Source organism: Rhodocyclaceae bacterium (genome assembly GCA_020248265.1).
Lineage (GTDB): Bacteria > Pseudomonadota > Gammaproteobacteria > Burkholderiales > CAIKXV01 > CAIKXV01.
Genome location: JADCHX010000024.1, coordinates 77,175 through 92,989, shown reverse-complemented (window position 1 = coordinate 92,989; position 15,815 = coordinate 77,175). Strand labels below are relative to the sequence as shown.

Here is a 15,815-nt window from a genome sequence, read left to right as displayed (position 1 = left end):
CCAGAGGACGCTGTCGGACGCCGATTATCGCCCGCCGCGGGTCGGTCGCGTTCGCGGGCGACCTACTCCAGCGTGATCTTCTGCTCGCGGATGATCCGGCCCCAGCGCGTGGTCTCGACCTTCAGCCAGTCGCCGAACTGGGCCGGCGTGCTGCCCACCAGTTCGGTACCCAGCGCTTCCATCTTCTCGCGGACGTCGGGCGCAGCCAGCGCCTTCACCAGCACGCTGTTGAGGCGCTCGATGATCGGGCGCGGCGTGCGCGCCGGCGCCAGCATGCCGCTCCACGACTGCGCCTCGAAACCGGGATGGGTCTCGGCGATCGTCGGCACGTTGGGCAACTGCGGCGTGCGCTTCGATGACGACACCGCGAGGGCGGTAAGCCGGCCACCCTGCAACTGGGGCAGCACCAGTCCGATGGACGCGATCATGGCCTGCACCTGCCCGCCCATGACGTCGGTGATGGCCGCGGCGCCGCCCTTGTAGGGCACGATCGTGATGTCGATGCCGAAGGTGGTCTTCAGCAGTTCGGTGGAGAAGCGGCTGGACGTTGCCAGCCCCGGCACGGCGAAGGTCATGCCACCTGTGCCCTTCGCGAAGCGCGCCAGGTCGGCCACGCTCTTCACCGGCACCTTCGAACTCACCACCAGCACCTGTGGCTGGCGCGCCATCAGCGAGATCGGCACGAAATCCTTCAGCGGATCGTACTGGACGTTGTTGTACAGGAACGGGTTGGTGGCGAAGCTGTCGAACACCGCCGCCAGCGTATGGCCGTCCGGCGTCGCCTTCGCCGCCAGGTTGGTGCCTGGAACGCCGCCGGCGCCGGGCAGGTTCTCGATCACGATCGGCTGGCCGAGCGCCTCGCTCATCCTGGGCGCCACCAGCCGCACCAGCACGTCGGTGACGCCGCCCGGCGGGTTGGGCACCATCATCCGGATCGGACGTACCGGATAGTCTTGTGCGTGCAGTGGCGTGGATTGGCCGGCCGCGACCAGCAGTACGCAGGCGCACGTCGCCGCGAGGATTGCAATCTTCATGAGGTCACCGGAAAGTAGCGGCCCAGCCAGTCGCGCACGACGTTCCATACGCGCTGGTTGCCTTCGGCCAGCATGAAATGGTCGGTATCGCCGAACAGGTGCAGGTCGACCGGCGACTTGGCGCGCGCGAACATGCGCAGCGACTGTTCGGTCGGCGTCACCGTGTCGAACGAACTGTGCAGCAGCAGCAGCGGCCGTGGCGCGATCCGATCGACCACGTCTTCCGCGCGGAAATCGAACATGCTCTGTGCCGTCTCGGCGGTGAACGACTGCAGCGAGCCCGGCAGGATCTCGCGCGTGAGTCCGTGGCGGACCGGCACGATGTCCATCCGCGGCACCATCAACGATTCGCCGGTGCGCTCGCGGTGCCGGCGGCCTTCGGCCAGCATCGCGGTGAAGCGCGCCCAGGCCTCGTCGCCGGGATGCTGGCCGCGGAACTTGATCTCGCCATGGCCCCAGCCGCCGGAGGAGATCACTGCGGCGACCCGCTCGTCGACGCCGGCGGTGTAGACCGCGACCGCCGCACCGAAGCTGGAGCCGACCACCGCGATGCGCGCCGGGTCCACGCCTGGATGACCGGCCAGGAAGGTCAGCGCGGCGCGCGTGTCCTCGACCTGCTCCAGGCAGATCAGGTTGCCGCGTACGCCCTCGCTTTCGCCGCAGCCGCGCATGTCGAAGCGCAGCGTCACGTAGCCGAGCGATTCGAGCACCGCGCACGGGCCAAGCACGTTGCCGGCACCCTTGTGGCTGCCGAAGCCGTGCAGTACCAGGAAGGCGGGACGCCGCTCGCCGGAACCGAGCACGTCGGGCGTGCGCACGACGCCGGCCAGGCGCAGGCCGCCGGAATCGAAGTGTATGGACTGCTCTGGCATCTGCGACCTCAGTCCGGGACCGCAGGCCTGGCGGTGGCACCGCCGGCAGCTTCGATCGCCTTCACCGCCGCCAGCGACGGCCGGACATGGCCGTCGGCCTTGAGCGGGATGCCCGCCGGGAGGTGCCATTCGCTGAAGCGATTGACGCGGAAGTTGCGCGGCTTCCAGCGCTCGGTCACGTAGTCCGGATCGCAGAAGTACTCGATCGCGCCGCCCAGCGGGTTGCGGAAGTACCAGAAGTAGGCCGACGAGATCGGATGCCGGCCCGGCCCGATCTCGGTGCTCCAGCCCTGCCGCGCGAACGCCAGGCCGCCGCCGAACACCTCGTGCACGTCGCCGACCTCGAATGCGACATGGTGCAGATCGGTCTTGCCGGTGCGACTCTTCATGAAGAACAGGTTGTGGTGCTCGCTGCGTTTAGCCCAGCGCAGGAACACGCCGGCGCCGCCGACATAGCGGTCGGACAGCCAGAAGCCGAGCCGATCCCGGTAGAACGCCTCGGCGCACTTGACGTCGGTGACCGCGAAGACGATGTGGCCGACCTTCGACGGGCGCGCGCCGTCACGACAGGCGGTGGCCTCGCGGTCCACCCGTGCGCGGCCCTCCGGACGGTTCCAGACCGTGGCCGGCCGGGTCGCCGGCTTGCGCGGCTTCCAGACACGGATGCCGATGTGGATGCCCAGATCGTCGATGGAATGGACGGTGCCGTCGGCATCGCGCGTCACTTCCCGGTCTCGGGCCAGGTCGGCGGCGATCGCATCGCGCCGGGCGGCGGTCGCCACGCCGAACACCACCTCTCGGAACGAAGAGCCGCCCTCGAGCCTGGGCGGCAGGCCGGGCGTGTCTTCCGCCCGCACCTCGATGCGGTTGCCGGCGGACGTCTCGAACACCAGCCGGGTTCGCGTCGCGGATACCCTGGCCAATCCCCAGTCGGTGAACAGGCGTTTCGCCTCCGCCATGTCTGCAGCCGTGTAGGTGATCGATGCGATGCCGGTGAAATCCATCTGTCTATCCCCTGTCTACGCGCCGGCATGACCGACGCGGTCAGATTATGTACCGGCTGCGGCAACCTCGGCGTTGGTCTGGCACTATCGGCATCGTCCCGTGTCGCCAAGGCGCCGGGCTTCAAGCGCCCGTCGGCCGCGCAGCGGCACGCGGAGGCGCACAACTGGCGAGGACAGGCAATGAAGATCACCAGCATCAAGCATTACGCGGTCCACCCGGGCTGGCGCAAGAACCTCATCTTCGTCAAGGTCGAGACCGACGAAGGCATCCACGGCTGGGGCGAGGCCTACTCCCAGTACGACCGCGACAAGGCGGTGTGCGCGCAGCTCGATTCGCTGTCGCCCTACCTGATCGGGCGCAACCCGTTCGACATCAAGCACTTCACGAAGTTCGCGTTCGACGATTACGCGGCCCGGCGCGGCTCGGTCGAGGTGTTCTGCGCGATCAGCGGCATCGAGCAGGCGCTCTGGGACATCGTCGGCAAGGCCTGCAACCAGCCCGTCTACAACCTGCTCGGCGGCCGGGTGCGCGAGAAGATCCGCGTCTATGCCAACGGCTGGAGCTACGGCATGGACCAGCCGTCCGACTATGCGCGCGCAGCCGAGAAGATCGTCGCCGCCGGCTGGACTGCGCTCAAGTTCGATCCGCTGCCCAAGCCCTGGCGCAACTGGATCCCGCGCGAGCACGAAGAGCGTGCGGTGGCGGTGACCAAGGCGATCCGCGATGCGGTCGGGCCGGATGTCGACCTGCTGATCGACCAGCACCGCCGCCTGGCGCCGATGCATGCGATCCGCCTCGACAAGCGGCTGGCCGAGTACAACATGTACTGGATGGAAGAGTCCTGCCAGGCCGAGTACCCGGACGAACTCGCGGAGATCCGCCGCAACATCGGCATCCCGGTGTGCATCGGCGAGGCCACCTACACCAAGGCCGGCTTCCGGCCGCTGCTCGAGAAGCGTGCGGCCGACATCCTGAACCCGGACGTGGCCTGCGTCGGCGGCATCCTTGAACTCAAGGAGATCGCCGCGATGGCCGAGTCGTTCCTGGTGGCGATGTCGCCGCACAATTACAACTCGACCACGGTGGCTACCGCCTCGACGCTGCATGCCTCGGCGACGATGCCCAACTTCATCATCACCGAGTACTTCCTGCCGTTCGTCGAGTTCGGCAACCGTATCTGCCTGAACCCGCCGCAGCCGAAGAACGGCTACATCGAGCTGTCCACCGCGCCTGGCCTGGGCATCGAGATGGACGAGAAGGCGCTGCAGGAAATCCCTGCGCAGGTCTACAAGATGCGCAAGCTGCCGCAGGTGTCGGACGAGGGGCCGTGAGCATGGCGCACGAGAAGATGCTCGAGGAACTGGCCGCCCGCCGCGCGAAGGCGCTTGGCATGGGCGGCCCGGACAAGCTCGCGAAGCGTAAGGCGCAGGGCGTGCTCGATGCCCGCTCGCGCCTCGACCTGCTGCTCGACGACGGCAGCTTCGTCGAGTCGGGCCTGTTCGCGACCTCGTTCCGCGCCGAAGACCGCGAGCGCACGCCGGCCGACGGCAAGGTCGCGGGCTTCGGCCGCATCGAGGGCCGCGACGTGGGCGTGGTGTCGAACGACTTCACGGTGCTGGGTGCCTCGAGCAGCCAGATCAACGGCAAGAAGATCAAGCACGTGAAGGACATCGCCAACGCCAAGGGACTGCCGATGGTGTTCCTCGGCGAGTCGGCGGGTGCGCGCATCCCCGACCGCATGGGCTCGGCCGGGCGCGCGATCCTCGGCCAGGACCCGACTGAGTACCAGCGCATCCGCACCTCGCCGTGGGTATCGGCGCAACTCGGCGCCTGCTTCGGCTCGTCGACCTGGTATGGCTGCATGTCCGATTTCGTCGTCATGCGCAAGGGTGCGCTGATGGCGGTGGCAAGCCACCGGGTGACATCCTCTGCCATCAGCCAGGAGGTCGATCCGGAGGAACTCGGCGGCTGGAAGCTGCTGACCGGTGTGTCCGGGCTGGTCGATGTCGCGGTCGACACCGACGCCGAGGCGATCGACACGGTGAAGCGCTTCCTGTCCTACCTGCCCTCGAACTGCAACGAGGCGCCACCGGTGCTGGAAGCCTCGAAGGTGGCTGCCCATGACCAGGGCCGCCTGCTCGAGATCCTCCCGGAACTGCGCACCAAGGTCTACGACGCGCGCAAGCTGGCCGAGGTGATCGTCGACGTGGACAGCCTGTTCGAGATGAAGCCGAAGTTCGGCCGCTCGATCATGACCGCGCTCGCCCGCATCGACGGACGCACCGTCGGCATCATCGCCAACAACCCGATGTTCAAGGGCGGCGCGATCGACGTCGACGCCTGCAACAAGGCGACCAGCTTCCTGGTGTTCTGCGATTCGTTCAACGTGCCGATCATCCTGATGGTCGACCAGCCGGGCTTCCTGATCGGGCTCGAAGGCGAGAAGCGCGGGGCGGCCGGCAAGATCATCAACTGGATGAACGCGCTTGCACTTGTCACCGTGCCGAAGCTCTCGATCATCGTGCGCAAGAGCTACGGCCAGGCCTACCTGAACATGGGTGGCGGCCGCAACTCCGACGAGGTCGCGGCCTGGCCGACGGCCGACCTCGGTTTCATGGACCCGAAGGTCGGCGCCAGCGTGCTGGCGCGCGAGGGCGAGAGCACCGAGGCGACGAAGTCGATGAGCGACTCGCTGGTGCGCGACACCACTGCATGGGGACTGGCTTCGTTGTACGAGGCGCATGCCGTGCTCGATCCGCGCGAAACCCGTGGCTGGCTGACGGCGATGCTCGACGTCCACCGTTCGCGGCTCACGCGCGGCGTTGGGCAGCATCGCCTCGCCAACTGGCCGACCAGCTACTGAGGACAGCTTCGATGATCATCGACTGCGATACGCATATCCTGCCGCGCGACAGCTATGGGCGCATCGACGGGCCGCTCGCGGCGCTGGCGCCGCGGTTCACGGTGGATGCGGACGGATTCATCAACGGCACCGTGTTCCCCGGGGCCCCGGCACCAGTGCCGGGCGCGACGCCGCTGCCGTCGCCGGGCTCGGGCTGCCGCTATCCCGGCATGTACCCCGGGCCGGAACGCGCGCAGTTCTTCGCCGGGCAGGGCATCGACCGGGAACTGGTGCTGCCGCAGTTCTCGGCAATGCTGTTCTCCTACCTGGTCGATGCGCCGCTCGCCACCGCGATGGCGCATTCGTACAACCTGTCGATCCTCGATGCGATGCGTGCCGAGCCGGACCGGATCATTGGTGCCGCGCTGGTCGCGCTGCAGGACGTGGACGGTGCCATCGCCGAGATCGAGTGGGCGCATGCCAACGGCTTCAAGGCGATCGCGATCGACAAGGTGTTCCCGGTGGCCGCGCATCCGTTCTCGGAGACGCTGGGCAGCCACCGCGAACTGTGGCCGTTCTTCGCGCGCGCCGCGCAGCTGAAGATGCCGCTGATGATGCATTCGATCCAGCATGGACACCGGCTGAGCAACCTGATGTTCTTCCAGTCCGACGGGCTGGAGCTGTTCGCGCCGACCGAAGGCCACCTGAGCCTGGTGTCGCTGGTGACCAGCGGCCTGCTCGACGAATATCCCGACCTGAAGTTCGTCTACACGGAAGCCGGCACCGCGTTCATCCAGCCGCTGGTGCAGAAGCTCGATGCCGCGCTCGAGAAGCCGCCGCTGAACTACGATGACGAGGATGCCTCCGCGCGCTTCCATCGCCGGATCGTGCCGGGTACCGAACGCTCCTCGGCCGGCAAGCGGCTGACCGCGGCCGACGTGTACGAGGTGAAGAACCGCAAGCCGGCCAGCCATTACTTCCGCACCAACCTGTTCTTCACGATCGAGACAGAAGAGCCCGGATTCGCCGAGGCCGTTGAATTCCTTGGCGCTTCGCAATTCCTGTTCGCGACCGACTATCCGCATGACGATCCGGGTGGCCGCATGAAGATGAAGGACGTCCAACTGCTGCGCGACCTGCCGGGCATGCCGGAGGCGTCGAAGGACATGATCCGCAGCGGCAACGCAGTCGCGCTGCTCGGGCTCGACAGCTGAGCGTTCTGCGATGAGCCGGATCATCCAGCGCAGCGGCCGCAGCACGATGCCGGTGGCCGTGGCCGGCGATGGCTGCTGGATCGTCGACCATGACGGACGTCGCTACCTCGATGCCTCGGGCGGGGCTGCCGTGTCGTGCCTGGGCCATGGTCATCCCGAAGTGGTCGAGGCGATCCGCGAGCAGGTCGGCGCGCTCGCCTATGCGCACACCAGTTTCTTCAGCAGCGAGCCGGCAGAAGCGCTGGCCGACCATCTCGTCGAACACGCCCCGCCGGGCATCGAGCACGTCTACTTCGTGTCCGGGGGATCCGAAGCGGTCGAGGCCGCGCTGAAGATGGCGCGCCAGTACTTCGTCGAGATCGGCCAGCCGCAACGCAGGCACTTCATCGCGCGTCGGCAGAGCTACCACGGCAATACGCTCGGCGCGATGTCGGTCGGGCAGCGCGAATCGGCGCGTCGGCTGTTCGAACCGATCCTGCTGCCGGTCACGCACGTGTCGCCCTGCTTCCCGTACCGTTACCGGCCCGTCGGCGAATCCGACGAGGCCTACGGGCAGCGGCTCGCGGATGAACTCGAGCAGGCGATCCTGAAGCTCGGGGCCGACTCGGTGATCGGCTTCCTTGCCGAGACCGTCGGCGGTGCCACCGCGGGCACGGTGCCGCCGGTGCCCGGCTACTTCGAGAAGGTACGCACGGTCTGCGACCGCTACGGCGTGCTGCTTATGCTCGACGAGGTGATGTGCGGCATGGGCCGCACCGGCACGCTGCACGCCTGCGAGCAGGAGGGCGTGGTGCCCGACATCATGGTCGTGGCCAAGGGGCTGGGTGCCGGTTACCAGCCGATCGGCGCCACGCTGGCGAGCGAGAAGGTCTACCGGCCGATCCTCGAAGGCTCCGGCTCGTTCTCGCACGGGCACACCTATATCGGCCATCCGGTCGCCTGCGCCGCAGCGCTTGCGGTGCAGACGATCGTGCAGCGCGACAGGCTGCTGCCGCGGGTGCGGGCGCAGGGCGAAAAGCTGCAGGCCGCGCTGCTCGACCAGCTCCGCGAACATGCGCACGTCGGTGACGTGCGTGGGCGCGGCCTGTTCTGGTCGATCGAACTGGTGGCCGACCGGGCCGACGACGCACCGTTCGAGCCTGCGCGGCGCATGCACGCACGCGTGAAGGCCGAGGCGATGCGCCAGGGGCTTTGCGTGTATTCGATGGGCGGCACCATCGACGGCGAACACGGCGACCATGTGCTGCTGGCCCCGCCGTTCATCGTCGACGACGACGAGGTGGTCGAGATCGCGCGCCGGCTGCGGGCCGCGGTGGACGCGGCGGTGCGGACACCCATCTGACGCAGGCCCCGGACGCAGGCCGCCGCGCCTTCGCTTCAGCCGATCGCTGCCGCCACCGCATTGCCCATGTCGCTGGTGCTGCCGCTGCCGCCGAGGTCCCCGGTCAGCGCCCGGGCATCGGCGATCACCGCGTCCATCGCCGCGTCGATCGCCGCTGCAGCCGCCACCGCTTCCGGCAGCCCGCGCTGGTGTCCCAGCCATTCGAACAGCATCTTTCCCGACATGATCATCGCGTAGGGGTTCGCGATGTTCTGGCCGGCGATGTCCGGCGCGGAGCCGTGGGTGGCCTGTGCCATTGCCTGCTGCGCACCGATGCAAAGTCCGGGGGCAAGGCCGAGGCCGCCGACCAGGCCGGCGCCTTCGTCGGTCAGGATGTCGCCGAACTGGTTGGTGGTGACGACCACGTCGTAGGGCTGCGGCTTCATCACCAGCTTCATCGCGAAGCCGTCGACCAGCACCTCGTCGAAGGACACGTCCGGATACTCCTGCGCGACCTTGCGGCATTCCTCGGCGAACATGCCGCAGGCCAGCCTGAAGATCGGCTCCTTGTGCACGGCGGTGACGCGCTTGCGCTTGCGCGTACGTGCGATCTCGAAGGCGGCACGTGCGACCCGGTTCGAACCCTTCCGGGTGATCACCCGATGGCCGATGGTGATGTCGTCGTTCGGGCGGAACTCGCCGGTGCCGGCGAAGGTGACGCTGCCCGACTGCATGCCTTCGGTCACCTCGCGCAGGAACACGATGTCCACGTCCTTGTGGATGGAGGCGATGTTCGGGTAGGACTTCACTGGCTTGACGTTGGCGAACAGTTCGAAGAGCTTGCGCAGCGGCGGGTTGATCCAGGTGGCGTCGCCGCGCGGGTAGGCGTTATGGCCGATCGGCCCTTGCAGCCAACCATCGACGGTCTTCAGTGAATCGACCGTGAACTGCGGCATGGAATGTCCATGCGATGCGTGCCCGGCCCGGCCGATGGGCAGCGGCAGCCACTCCACTGCCAGGCCTGCCCTTGTGGCGGCGGCCTTCATGACCTTGACGGCTTCCGGCACTACCTCGAGGCCGATGTCGTCGCCTTCGAGGATCGCGATCCTGAGCTGCATGATTCCTCCGGTGTGGGTGCGCACGGGCGCTGCTGGATGGGGGCCCGATGCTACTATCGAACGCGAAATACAGCGTCCTCCGTCTGCACCGGCAGGGCGCGCAACATCCGGCATGGCCGGAGCAATCGCCTGACCCGCTGGAGGAGCCGAACCATGAACACGCTGTCCAAATCGTCCTGCCCGATGCCCGCCCGCAATGCAGCGGCCGAGCGCACTGGCGTGCATGTCGCGGCTGCACTGACGCTCGCCTGCTCGGCCTTCGCCGGCCTGCTGCCGGGCGTGGCGTTGGGTCAGGCCTGGCCGGCGAAGCCCGTCCGGATGGTCGTGCCGTTCGCGCCCGGGGGCAACACCGACATCATCGCGCGGGTGATCGCTCCGCGCATGGCCGAGTCCCTTGGCCAGCAGGTGCTGATCGAGAATCGCGGCGGCGCGGGCGGGGTGATCGGCAGCGAGATCGTCGCCCGGGCCACGCCCGACGGCTACACGCTGCTGATGGTGTCGGCCTCGCATGTCATCAACCCGGCGATGGTCAAGAAGCTGCCGTTCGATGCGGTCAAGGACTTCCAGCCGATCTCGCTGGTGGCCGACGTGCCCACGGCGCTGATCGTCCATCCGTCGCTGCCGGTACGCAACGTGAAGGAGCTGATCGCACTCGGGCGCAAGCGGCCCGACCAGGTGAACTACTCGACGGCCGGGCGGGGCACCGTCGGACACCTGTCGGGCGAACTGCTCAATTCCGCGGCCAAGGTCCGGTTCACCCATGTCCCCTACAAGGGCGCAGGTCCGGCGCTGGTCGACCTGATCGGGGGGCAGGTCGAGTTCCAGTTCGCCAGCCTGCCTGCCGTCATACAGTTCGTGCGCTCCGGCAAGGTGCGCCTGATCGGGCAGGCCGGCGTCAGGCGTTCGTCCGCTGCCCCCGATGTCCCGACGATGGAAGAGTCGGGCCTGCCGGGCTTCGTGGTGTCGAGCGGCTTCGGTATCCTCGGGCCTGCCGGCACGCCGCGCCCGATCGTCGATCGGGTGCATGCGTCGATCCGCGCCGCGCTCGGCTCGGCCGACGTGAAGAAGGTCTTCGCCGACCAGGGTGCCGATCCTGTCGGCAGCACGCCCGAAGAGTACGAAGCGTTCAACCGCAGCGAGATCGCGCGCTGGCAGAAGGTCGCGCGCGAAGCGAACATCGCGCCCGAGTAATCCATACCCCACGGAGTAGAGCATGAGCGCTGCAGTCAAGCCGATCGACCCCAAGCAGGCCCAGGACCCCGCGCAGGTCGCCGACGCCACCCGCCTGGCCGCGCAGCATGCGCTCGCCCAGAGCTTCTCGACGCTGCAGGAGATCGTCGCGGCCGCCCGCCGCAATCTGTCGCAGGGCACCTGGGACATGCTGTCCGGCGGTTCCGATTCCGAAGCGACCCTGCGCCGCAACCGCATGGCACTGGACAGCCTCGCATTGCGCCAGCGCGTGCTGGTCGACGTGCGCCAGCTCGACACCACCACTTCGCTGCTGGGCAAGCCGATGCCGGTGCCGATGTTCATCGCCCCGATCGGCAACTACCTGCAATACGCCGACCCGCGCGGCGCGGCTGCGGTGGCCGTCGCTGCGGTGAAGAAGCACGTACCCTGCTTCGTCAGCACCGCCGCCCGCCCGGGCCTGGACGTCATCGCGAAGGAAGCGGGCAAGCCGCTGATCTTCCAGCTGTATGTGCGCGGCGACAAGGTCTGGGTAGGGGATATCCTCGACCGGGCGAAGTCACTCGGCTACGACGCGCTGTGCGTGACCGTCGATCGCGCGTACTACAGCCGTCGCGAACGCGACCTGATCAACCACCAGCTGGTGCGCGAGGGTGGCGGCGATGCGTCGCACCAGGCGAGCCTCACCTGGGACTACGTGCTCTGGATGAAAGAGCGCATGGGCGTGCCCCTGATCCTGAAGGGCATCGCTACCGGCGAGGACGCGAAGCTCGCCGTCGAGCATGGCGTCGACGTGGTCTACGTCTCGAACCATGGCGGACGCCAGCTCGACCATGCGCAGGCGAGCATCGAGGTGCTGCCGGAGGTGGCCGAGGCGGTGGACGGCCGCGCCGAGGTGCTGATGGATGGCGGCATCCTGCGCGGCACCGATATCGTCAAGGCAGTGGCGCTGGGCGCGAAGGCGGTCGGCATCGGCAAGCTGCACGGCTGGGCGCTGGCCGCGGCCGGCGAGCCGGGCGTGATCCGCATGCTGGAACTGCTCGAGCTCGAGATTCGCAGCGCGATGGGGCTGATGGGCGTCACCTCGTTGGCCCAGCTCACCCCGAGGTCGGTGCGTTCGGTGCCACCGATCTCCAGCGGCAGCGTGACCAGCGCCTATCCGATGTACGAGGCAGCGCTTCGCCACGGCGAAACCCGGCCCTGATCCCACGCCTGTCGCGTGTTCGAACCAAGGTCAGACACGGTCTTCGCGCTTGCTGGCTGGGTGGCCGCGGGTCTGGCGCTCCGACGTGAAATCCGGGTCTGACCCCATTTCCCTTATCGTGCCGTTCCCGGCGGATGGGGTGACGGACCTCACCGCGCGCGTGCTGGCGCGCCACCTGGAGTGCCGCTGGTCGGTACCGGTGAAGGTACGCAATGTCGCTGGCAGCGGTGGCACGACCGGCACGCTGGAACTGCTGGGCGCAGCGCCCGACGGTCGGACGATGATGCTGAGCGCGACCGGACAGGCGACCCAGAACCCGGCGATCGACAGCACCTTGCCCTACCGATGGCACGATCCGCTGCCGGTCGTGCGCGTCAGCGCGAGCGCGCTTGCCTTGGTGGTGCGCGGCGATTCGCCTTGCACGGCGCTCGCCGACCTGCTGGCACAGGTGCGCGCGGCACCGGCCAGCCACCGTATCGGCACCTCGGGCACTGGCGGTGCCTCCATCCTCGCGCTCGCGCGGTTGCTCGATTCCGGCGGTATCGCGCTGGCCGACCTCGGTCGTGTCACCTTCCATGGGGGTGCCGCCATCCTGCAGGCAGTGATCGACGGGCGGACCGACCTTGCCGCCCAGTACGTCGGCGAGATGGGAGACCTGCTGCGCTCGGGAATGCTTCGTGCGCTCGCGGTCAGCGGCGATCGGCGCACGGCTGCCTGGCCAGACGTGCCCACGGCGCTCGAGTGCGGCTTGCACGGCTTCGACCTGCTTGGCTGGACCGGTATCGTCGGCCCGCCCGGGCTCGATGCCGGCATCGTCGATCGGTGGGTCGCCACCGTCGGCGACCTCGCGCAGGACCCGGCATTCGTCGGCGAGATCGAAGCGATGGGTTCCACCGTCGCCTGGCTCGACGCCGCCGGTTTCCATGAAGCGCTGAAGCAGGAGTACGAAGTTGCGCTCGCCACGGCCACGCGGCTCGGCCTGCGCCGCTGAAGCAACGGCGCCGGGGCGATCGACCGCGCCGGATGCATCCAGAGGAGAAACCAAGATGAAACCGATCGCCGCCGTGGTTCCCGCGGCCCTGGGCACGCTGGGTTGCGTGCTCGCATGGACGTGCGGCCAGCCGGCTGCGTTCGCACAACAGGCCTTTCCATCGAAGCCGTTGCGTGTCGTCATTCCCTGGCCGCCCGGCGGCGCCAACGACATCGCCGGGCGCACCGTGATGCTGCGCGTGGCCGATACGATCGGCCAGCCGGTGGTGATCGACAACCGGGGCGGCGCCGGCGGCACCATCGGCACCGACCATGTCGCCAAGTCTGCGCCCGACGGCTACACGCTGCTGGTGCAGTCGGTGACCCATGTCGCCAACGCCCATCTCTACCAGAAGCTGCCGTACGACACGCTGCGCGACTTCGCGCCAGTTGCGCTGCTCACTGCGCAGACGGCCGTGCTGGTGGTGCATCCTTCGTTGCCGGTGAAATCGGTCAAGGAATTCGTCGCACTGGCACGTGCCCGTCCTGACCAGCTGATGTATTCGACCGCCGGCAACGGCAGCATCCCGCACCTGTCGATGGCCCTGTTCGGGTCGATGACCGGCACGAAGCTGGTTCATGTGCCGTACAAGGGCGGTGGCCCGCAGGTGGTCGGCCTGCTCGGCGGCGAGGCGCAGGCCTCGCTGGCGACCATCGCATCGGTGATCGCGCACATCAAGACCGGCCGCCTGCGCGCGCTCGGGGTCGCCTCGGCGCGGCGCTCGCCGACCCTGCCCGACGTGCCGACCATCGCCGAATCGGGCGTGCCCGGCTACGAGCTGAGCCCCTGGATCGGACTGATGGCGCCGGCGGCGGCGCCGCGGCCGGTGATCGACCGCCTCAACGCGGAGGTGAACCGCGCGCTGAAGCTGCCGGACGTGGCCTCGACGCTGTCGGCGCAGGCGCTCGACCCCTGGGGTGGCACGCCGGAGGAGTTCGGGGCGCGGCTGAAGTCCGACTTCGTCCAGTACGGCAAGCTGATCGCCCTCACCGGTGCCCGCGTGGAGTAGCAGGGCGGTTGCAGGGGGGGGCGGCACGCTCCCTTCTTTGTGGTAAGTATTGAGCGTCACCACTCAGCGCGCGACCGCGTGTCGCCCCGGAACGCATGGCCGACCTTCTCGTCTGCATTACCTTCGACTTCGACGCCATGTCGGGGTTCATCTCGCGCGGCATGACCTCGCCCTCGCCGATCTCGCGCGGCGAGTTCGGGCCGGCGGCTGCGCCGCGCATCCTCGAGATGCTGCGCCAGCACAAGGTACGCAGCACCTGGTGCATCCCCGGCCACACGCTCGAGACCTATCCGGTGCAGTGCAAGGCGGTGTTCGACGCCGGCCACGAGATCGCGCACCACGGCTGGACGCACGTGCCGCCGGCGCAGCTCACCCGCGAGCAGGAAGCGTCCGGCCTGGCGCGCGCCAACGAGGCGATCAAGCGCCTGACCGGGCAGTACGCGCGCGGCTACCGATCACCGTCCTGGGACCTTTCCCCGCATTCGGTCGAACTGCTGCTCGCCCATGGCTTCCGCTACGACAGCTCGATGATGGGTGACGACTACACGCCCTACCGCGTCCGCCAGGGCGACATCATCGAGCTCGAGCAGCCGGCGGTGTTCGGCAAGCCGACCCGGCTGATCGAGCTGCCGATCTCGTGGTCTCTCGACGACTATCCGGTGTTCGAATTCATCCGTACCGCGCAGACGCTGCTGCCGGGCAATTCCAACGCCAACCTGGTGGTCGACAACTGGATCGCCGATTTCACCTGGATGCAGCGCTCGATCAGCGACTGGGGCGTGCTCACCTACACCTTCCATCCGTTCGTGATCGGCCGTGGCCATCGCATGCTTGCGCTCGAGAAGCTGCTGGTCGCGCTCGCCGCCGGCGGGGCCCGTTTCGTGACCATGGAAGAGGCGGCTGCCGCCTATGACCACCGGGCGCCGTTCGCGCCCGCCTGATGCACACTGCACGCAACGAGGAGTCGACGATGGGCTGGAACAGACGGATGCGGCCGATGCCGCGCGCAACGCTCGCCGCATGGATCGCAGGCATCGCGGTGCTCGCGCCGGCCGCCACGATCGCACAGGCGCAGAAGTTTCCGGATCGCCCGCTGCGCATCATCACCGGCTTCCTGCCTGGGGGCGTGTCCGACACCATCGCCCGCGTGCTTGGCGACCAGCTGAGCACCGCGCTCGGCGAGCGCGTGGTGGTCGACGGCCGTCCCGGCGCTGGCGGCATGGTGAGCATGGAGATTGCCGCCAAGGCCACGCCCGACGGGCACACGATCTACCTGGCGCAACCGGTGGTGTCGATCGCGGCGGCGATCGACAAGTACCCGTGGGACCCGATCAAGGCGTTCGCCCCGGTCGGCATGATCGGCATCTCGATGACCCTGCTTGCCGCTACTCCTTCGTTCCCCGCGAGCAACCCGAAGGAATTCATCGCCTACGCGCAGGCGAACCCGGGCAAGATCAATTACGGTTCGTCCGGCTTCGGTGGCCCGAACCATATCGCGGCCGAATTGCTGCAGGTGATGGCGAAGTTCCAGATGACCCATGTGCCGTACAAGGGCGCCGGCGCCACCGTGCCGGCGCTGATCGCCGGCGAGGTGCCCATTGCCGTGATGCCGCTGCTCGGAGGCCTGCCGCACCTGAAGGCGGGCCGCATCCGGGCGATCGGAGTGACCGGTGCCAGACGTACCACGGCCGCGCCCGACATCCCGGCGTTCAACGAGACGGTGCCTGGCTTCAGCTACCAGTCGTGGTTCGGCTTCGTGCTGCCGGCCGGTGCGTCACGCCCGGTGGTGATGCGTCTGAATACCGAACTCAACAAGATCCTCAACAACCCGGATACGCGCGAGAAGCTGTCCAGCCAGGGCGTCGATACCGAGACCAGCACGCCCGAGCACCTCGGCCGCGTGATGGCCGAGGATGTCGTCGCGCTGCGCAAGCTGATCAAGGCCACCGGTCTGAAGCTGAACTGAGTGCCGCTGACC

13 protein-coding genes are annotated in these 15,815 nt (G+C 68.1%); 10 read left to right on the top strand and 3 right to left on the bottom strand.

Translation table 11 applies throughout. The annotated features are described in order from the left end of the window. Positions 1-62 precede the first annotated feature (62 nt). Both ING98_19195 and ING98_19190 read right to left on the bottom strand, forming a co-directional pair. On the bottom strand, positions 63-1,034 hold the full coding sequence (locus ING98_19195; GenBank protein ID MCA3103999.1) for a tripartite tricarboxylate transporter substrate binding protein: 972 nt from the start codon (positions 1,032-1,034) through the stop codon (positions 63-65). Beyond that, positions 1,031-2,035, bottom strand: a complete 1,005-nt coding sequence (locus ING98_19190) for an alpha/beta fold hydrolase (GenBank protein ID MCA3103998.1) — start codon at positions 2,033-2,035, stop codon at positions 1,031-1,033. The genes ING98_19195 and ING98_19190 overlap by 4 nt, the downstream gene beginning before the upstream one ends. A gap of 1,055 nt (positions 2,036-3,090) precedes the next feature. On the opposite strand from ING98_19190, the gene ING98_19185 reads away from it, so the two are divergent. From ING98_19185 to ING98_19170, 4 genes are read left to right on the top strand one after another with little or no spacing between them, the layout of a single operon-like run. Continuing rightward, positions 3,091-4,242, top strand: a complete 1,152-nt coding sequence (locus ING98_19185) for a mandelate racemase/muconate lactonizing enzyme family protein (protein MCA3103997.1) — start codon at positions 3,091-3,093, stop codon at positions 4,240-4,242. A 2-nt stretch (positions 4,243-4,244) separates the two neighbouring features. After that, positions 4,245-5,774 carry a methylmalonyl-CoA carboxyltransferase gene (locus ING98_19180; GenBank protein ID MCA3103996.1) on the top strand — a complete coding sequence of 510 codons (1,530 nt, stop codon included), beginning with the start codon at positions 4,245-4,247 and terminating at the stop codon, positions 5,772-5,774. 11 nt (positions 5,775-5,785) lie between these two features. After that, on the top strand, positions 5,786-6,967 hold the full coding sequence (locus ING98_19175; GenBank protein MCA3103995.1) for an amidohydrolase: 1,182 nt from the start codon (positions 5,786-5,788) through the stop codon (positions 6,965-6,967). Between the two features lie 10 nt (positions 6,968-6,977). Further along, positions 6,978-8,309 carry an aspartate aminotransferase family protein gene (locus ING98_19170; GenBank protein ID MCA3103994.1) on the top strand — a complete coding sequence of 444 codons (1,332 nt, stop codon included), beginning with the start codon at positions 6,978-6,980 and terminating at the stop codon, positions 8,307-8,309. Positions 8,310-8,344: 35 nt separating this feature from the next. On the opposite strand, the gene ING98_19165 is transcribed toward ING98_19170, so the two are convergent. Then, positions 8,345-9,406, bottom strand: coding sequence for an isocitrate/isopropylmalate dehydrogenase family protein (locus tag ING98_19165; GenBank protein MCA3103993.1), 1,062 nt, complete (start codon positions 9,404-9,406; stop codon positions 8,345-8,347). A 153-nt stretch (positions 9,407-9,559) separates the two neighbouring features. On the opposite strand from ING98_19165, the gene ING98_19160 reads away from it, so the two are divergent. The 6 genes from ING98_19160 (at position 9,560) to ING98_19135 (ending at position 15,803) form a co-directional block, all read left to right on the top strand. Beyond that, positions 9,560-10,597, top strand: coding sequence for a tripartite tricarboxylate transporter substrate binding protein (locus ING98_19160; GenBank protein MCA3103992.1), 1,038 nt, complete (start codon positions 9,560-9,562; stop codon positions 10,595-10,597). Between the two features lie 22 nt (positions 10,598-10,619). Continuing rightward, positions 10,620-11,798 carry an alpha-hydroxy-acid oxidizing protein gene (locus tag ING98_19155; GenBank protein MCA3103991.1) on the top strand — a complete coding sequence of 393 codons (1,179 nt, stop codon included), beginning with the start codon at positions 10,620-10,622 and terminating at the stop codon, positions 11,796-11,798. Between the two features lie 139 nt (positions 11,799-11,937). Then, positions 11,938-12,789 (top strand): tripartite tricarboxylate transporter substrate binding protein, encoded by an 852-nt coding sequence (locus ING98_19150; GenBank protein MCA3103990.1) that lies wholly within the window; start codon positions 11,938-11,940, stop codon positions 12,787-12,789. 55 nt (positions 12,790-12,844) lie between these two features. Next, the gene (locus ING98_19145) at positions 12,845-13,837 is read left to right on the top strand and encodes a tripartite tricarboxylate transporter substrate binding protein (GenBank protein ID MCA3103989.1); all 993 of its coding nucleotides are present in this window, start codon (positions 12,845-12,847) and stop codon (positions 13,835-13,837) included. 95 nt (positions 13,838-13,932) lie between these two features. Further along, entirely contained in the window at positions 13,933-14,778 is an 846-nt protein-coding gene (locus ING98_19140; protein MCA3103988.1) for a polysaccharide deacetylase, read from the top strand. Positions 14,779-14,807: 29 nt separating this feature from the next. Then, positions 14,808-15,803 (top strand): tripartite tricarboxylate transporter substrate binding protein, encoded by a 996-nt coding sequence (locus tag ING98_19135; GenBank protein MCA3103987.1) that lies wholly within the window; start codon positions 14,808-14,810, stop codon positions 15,801-15,803. The last annotated feature ends 12 nt before the right edge of the window (positions 15,804-15,815 follow it).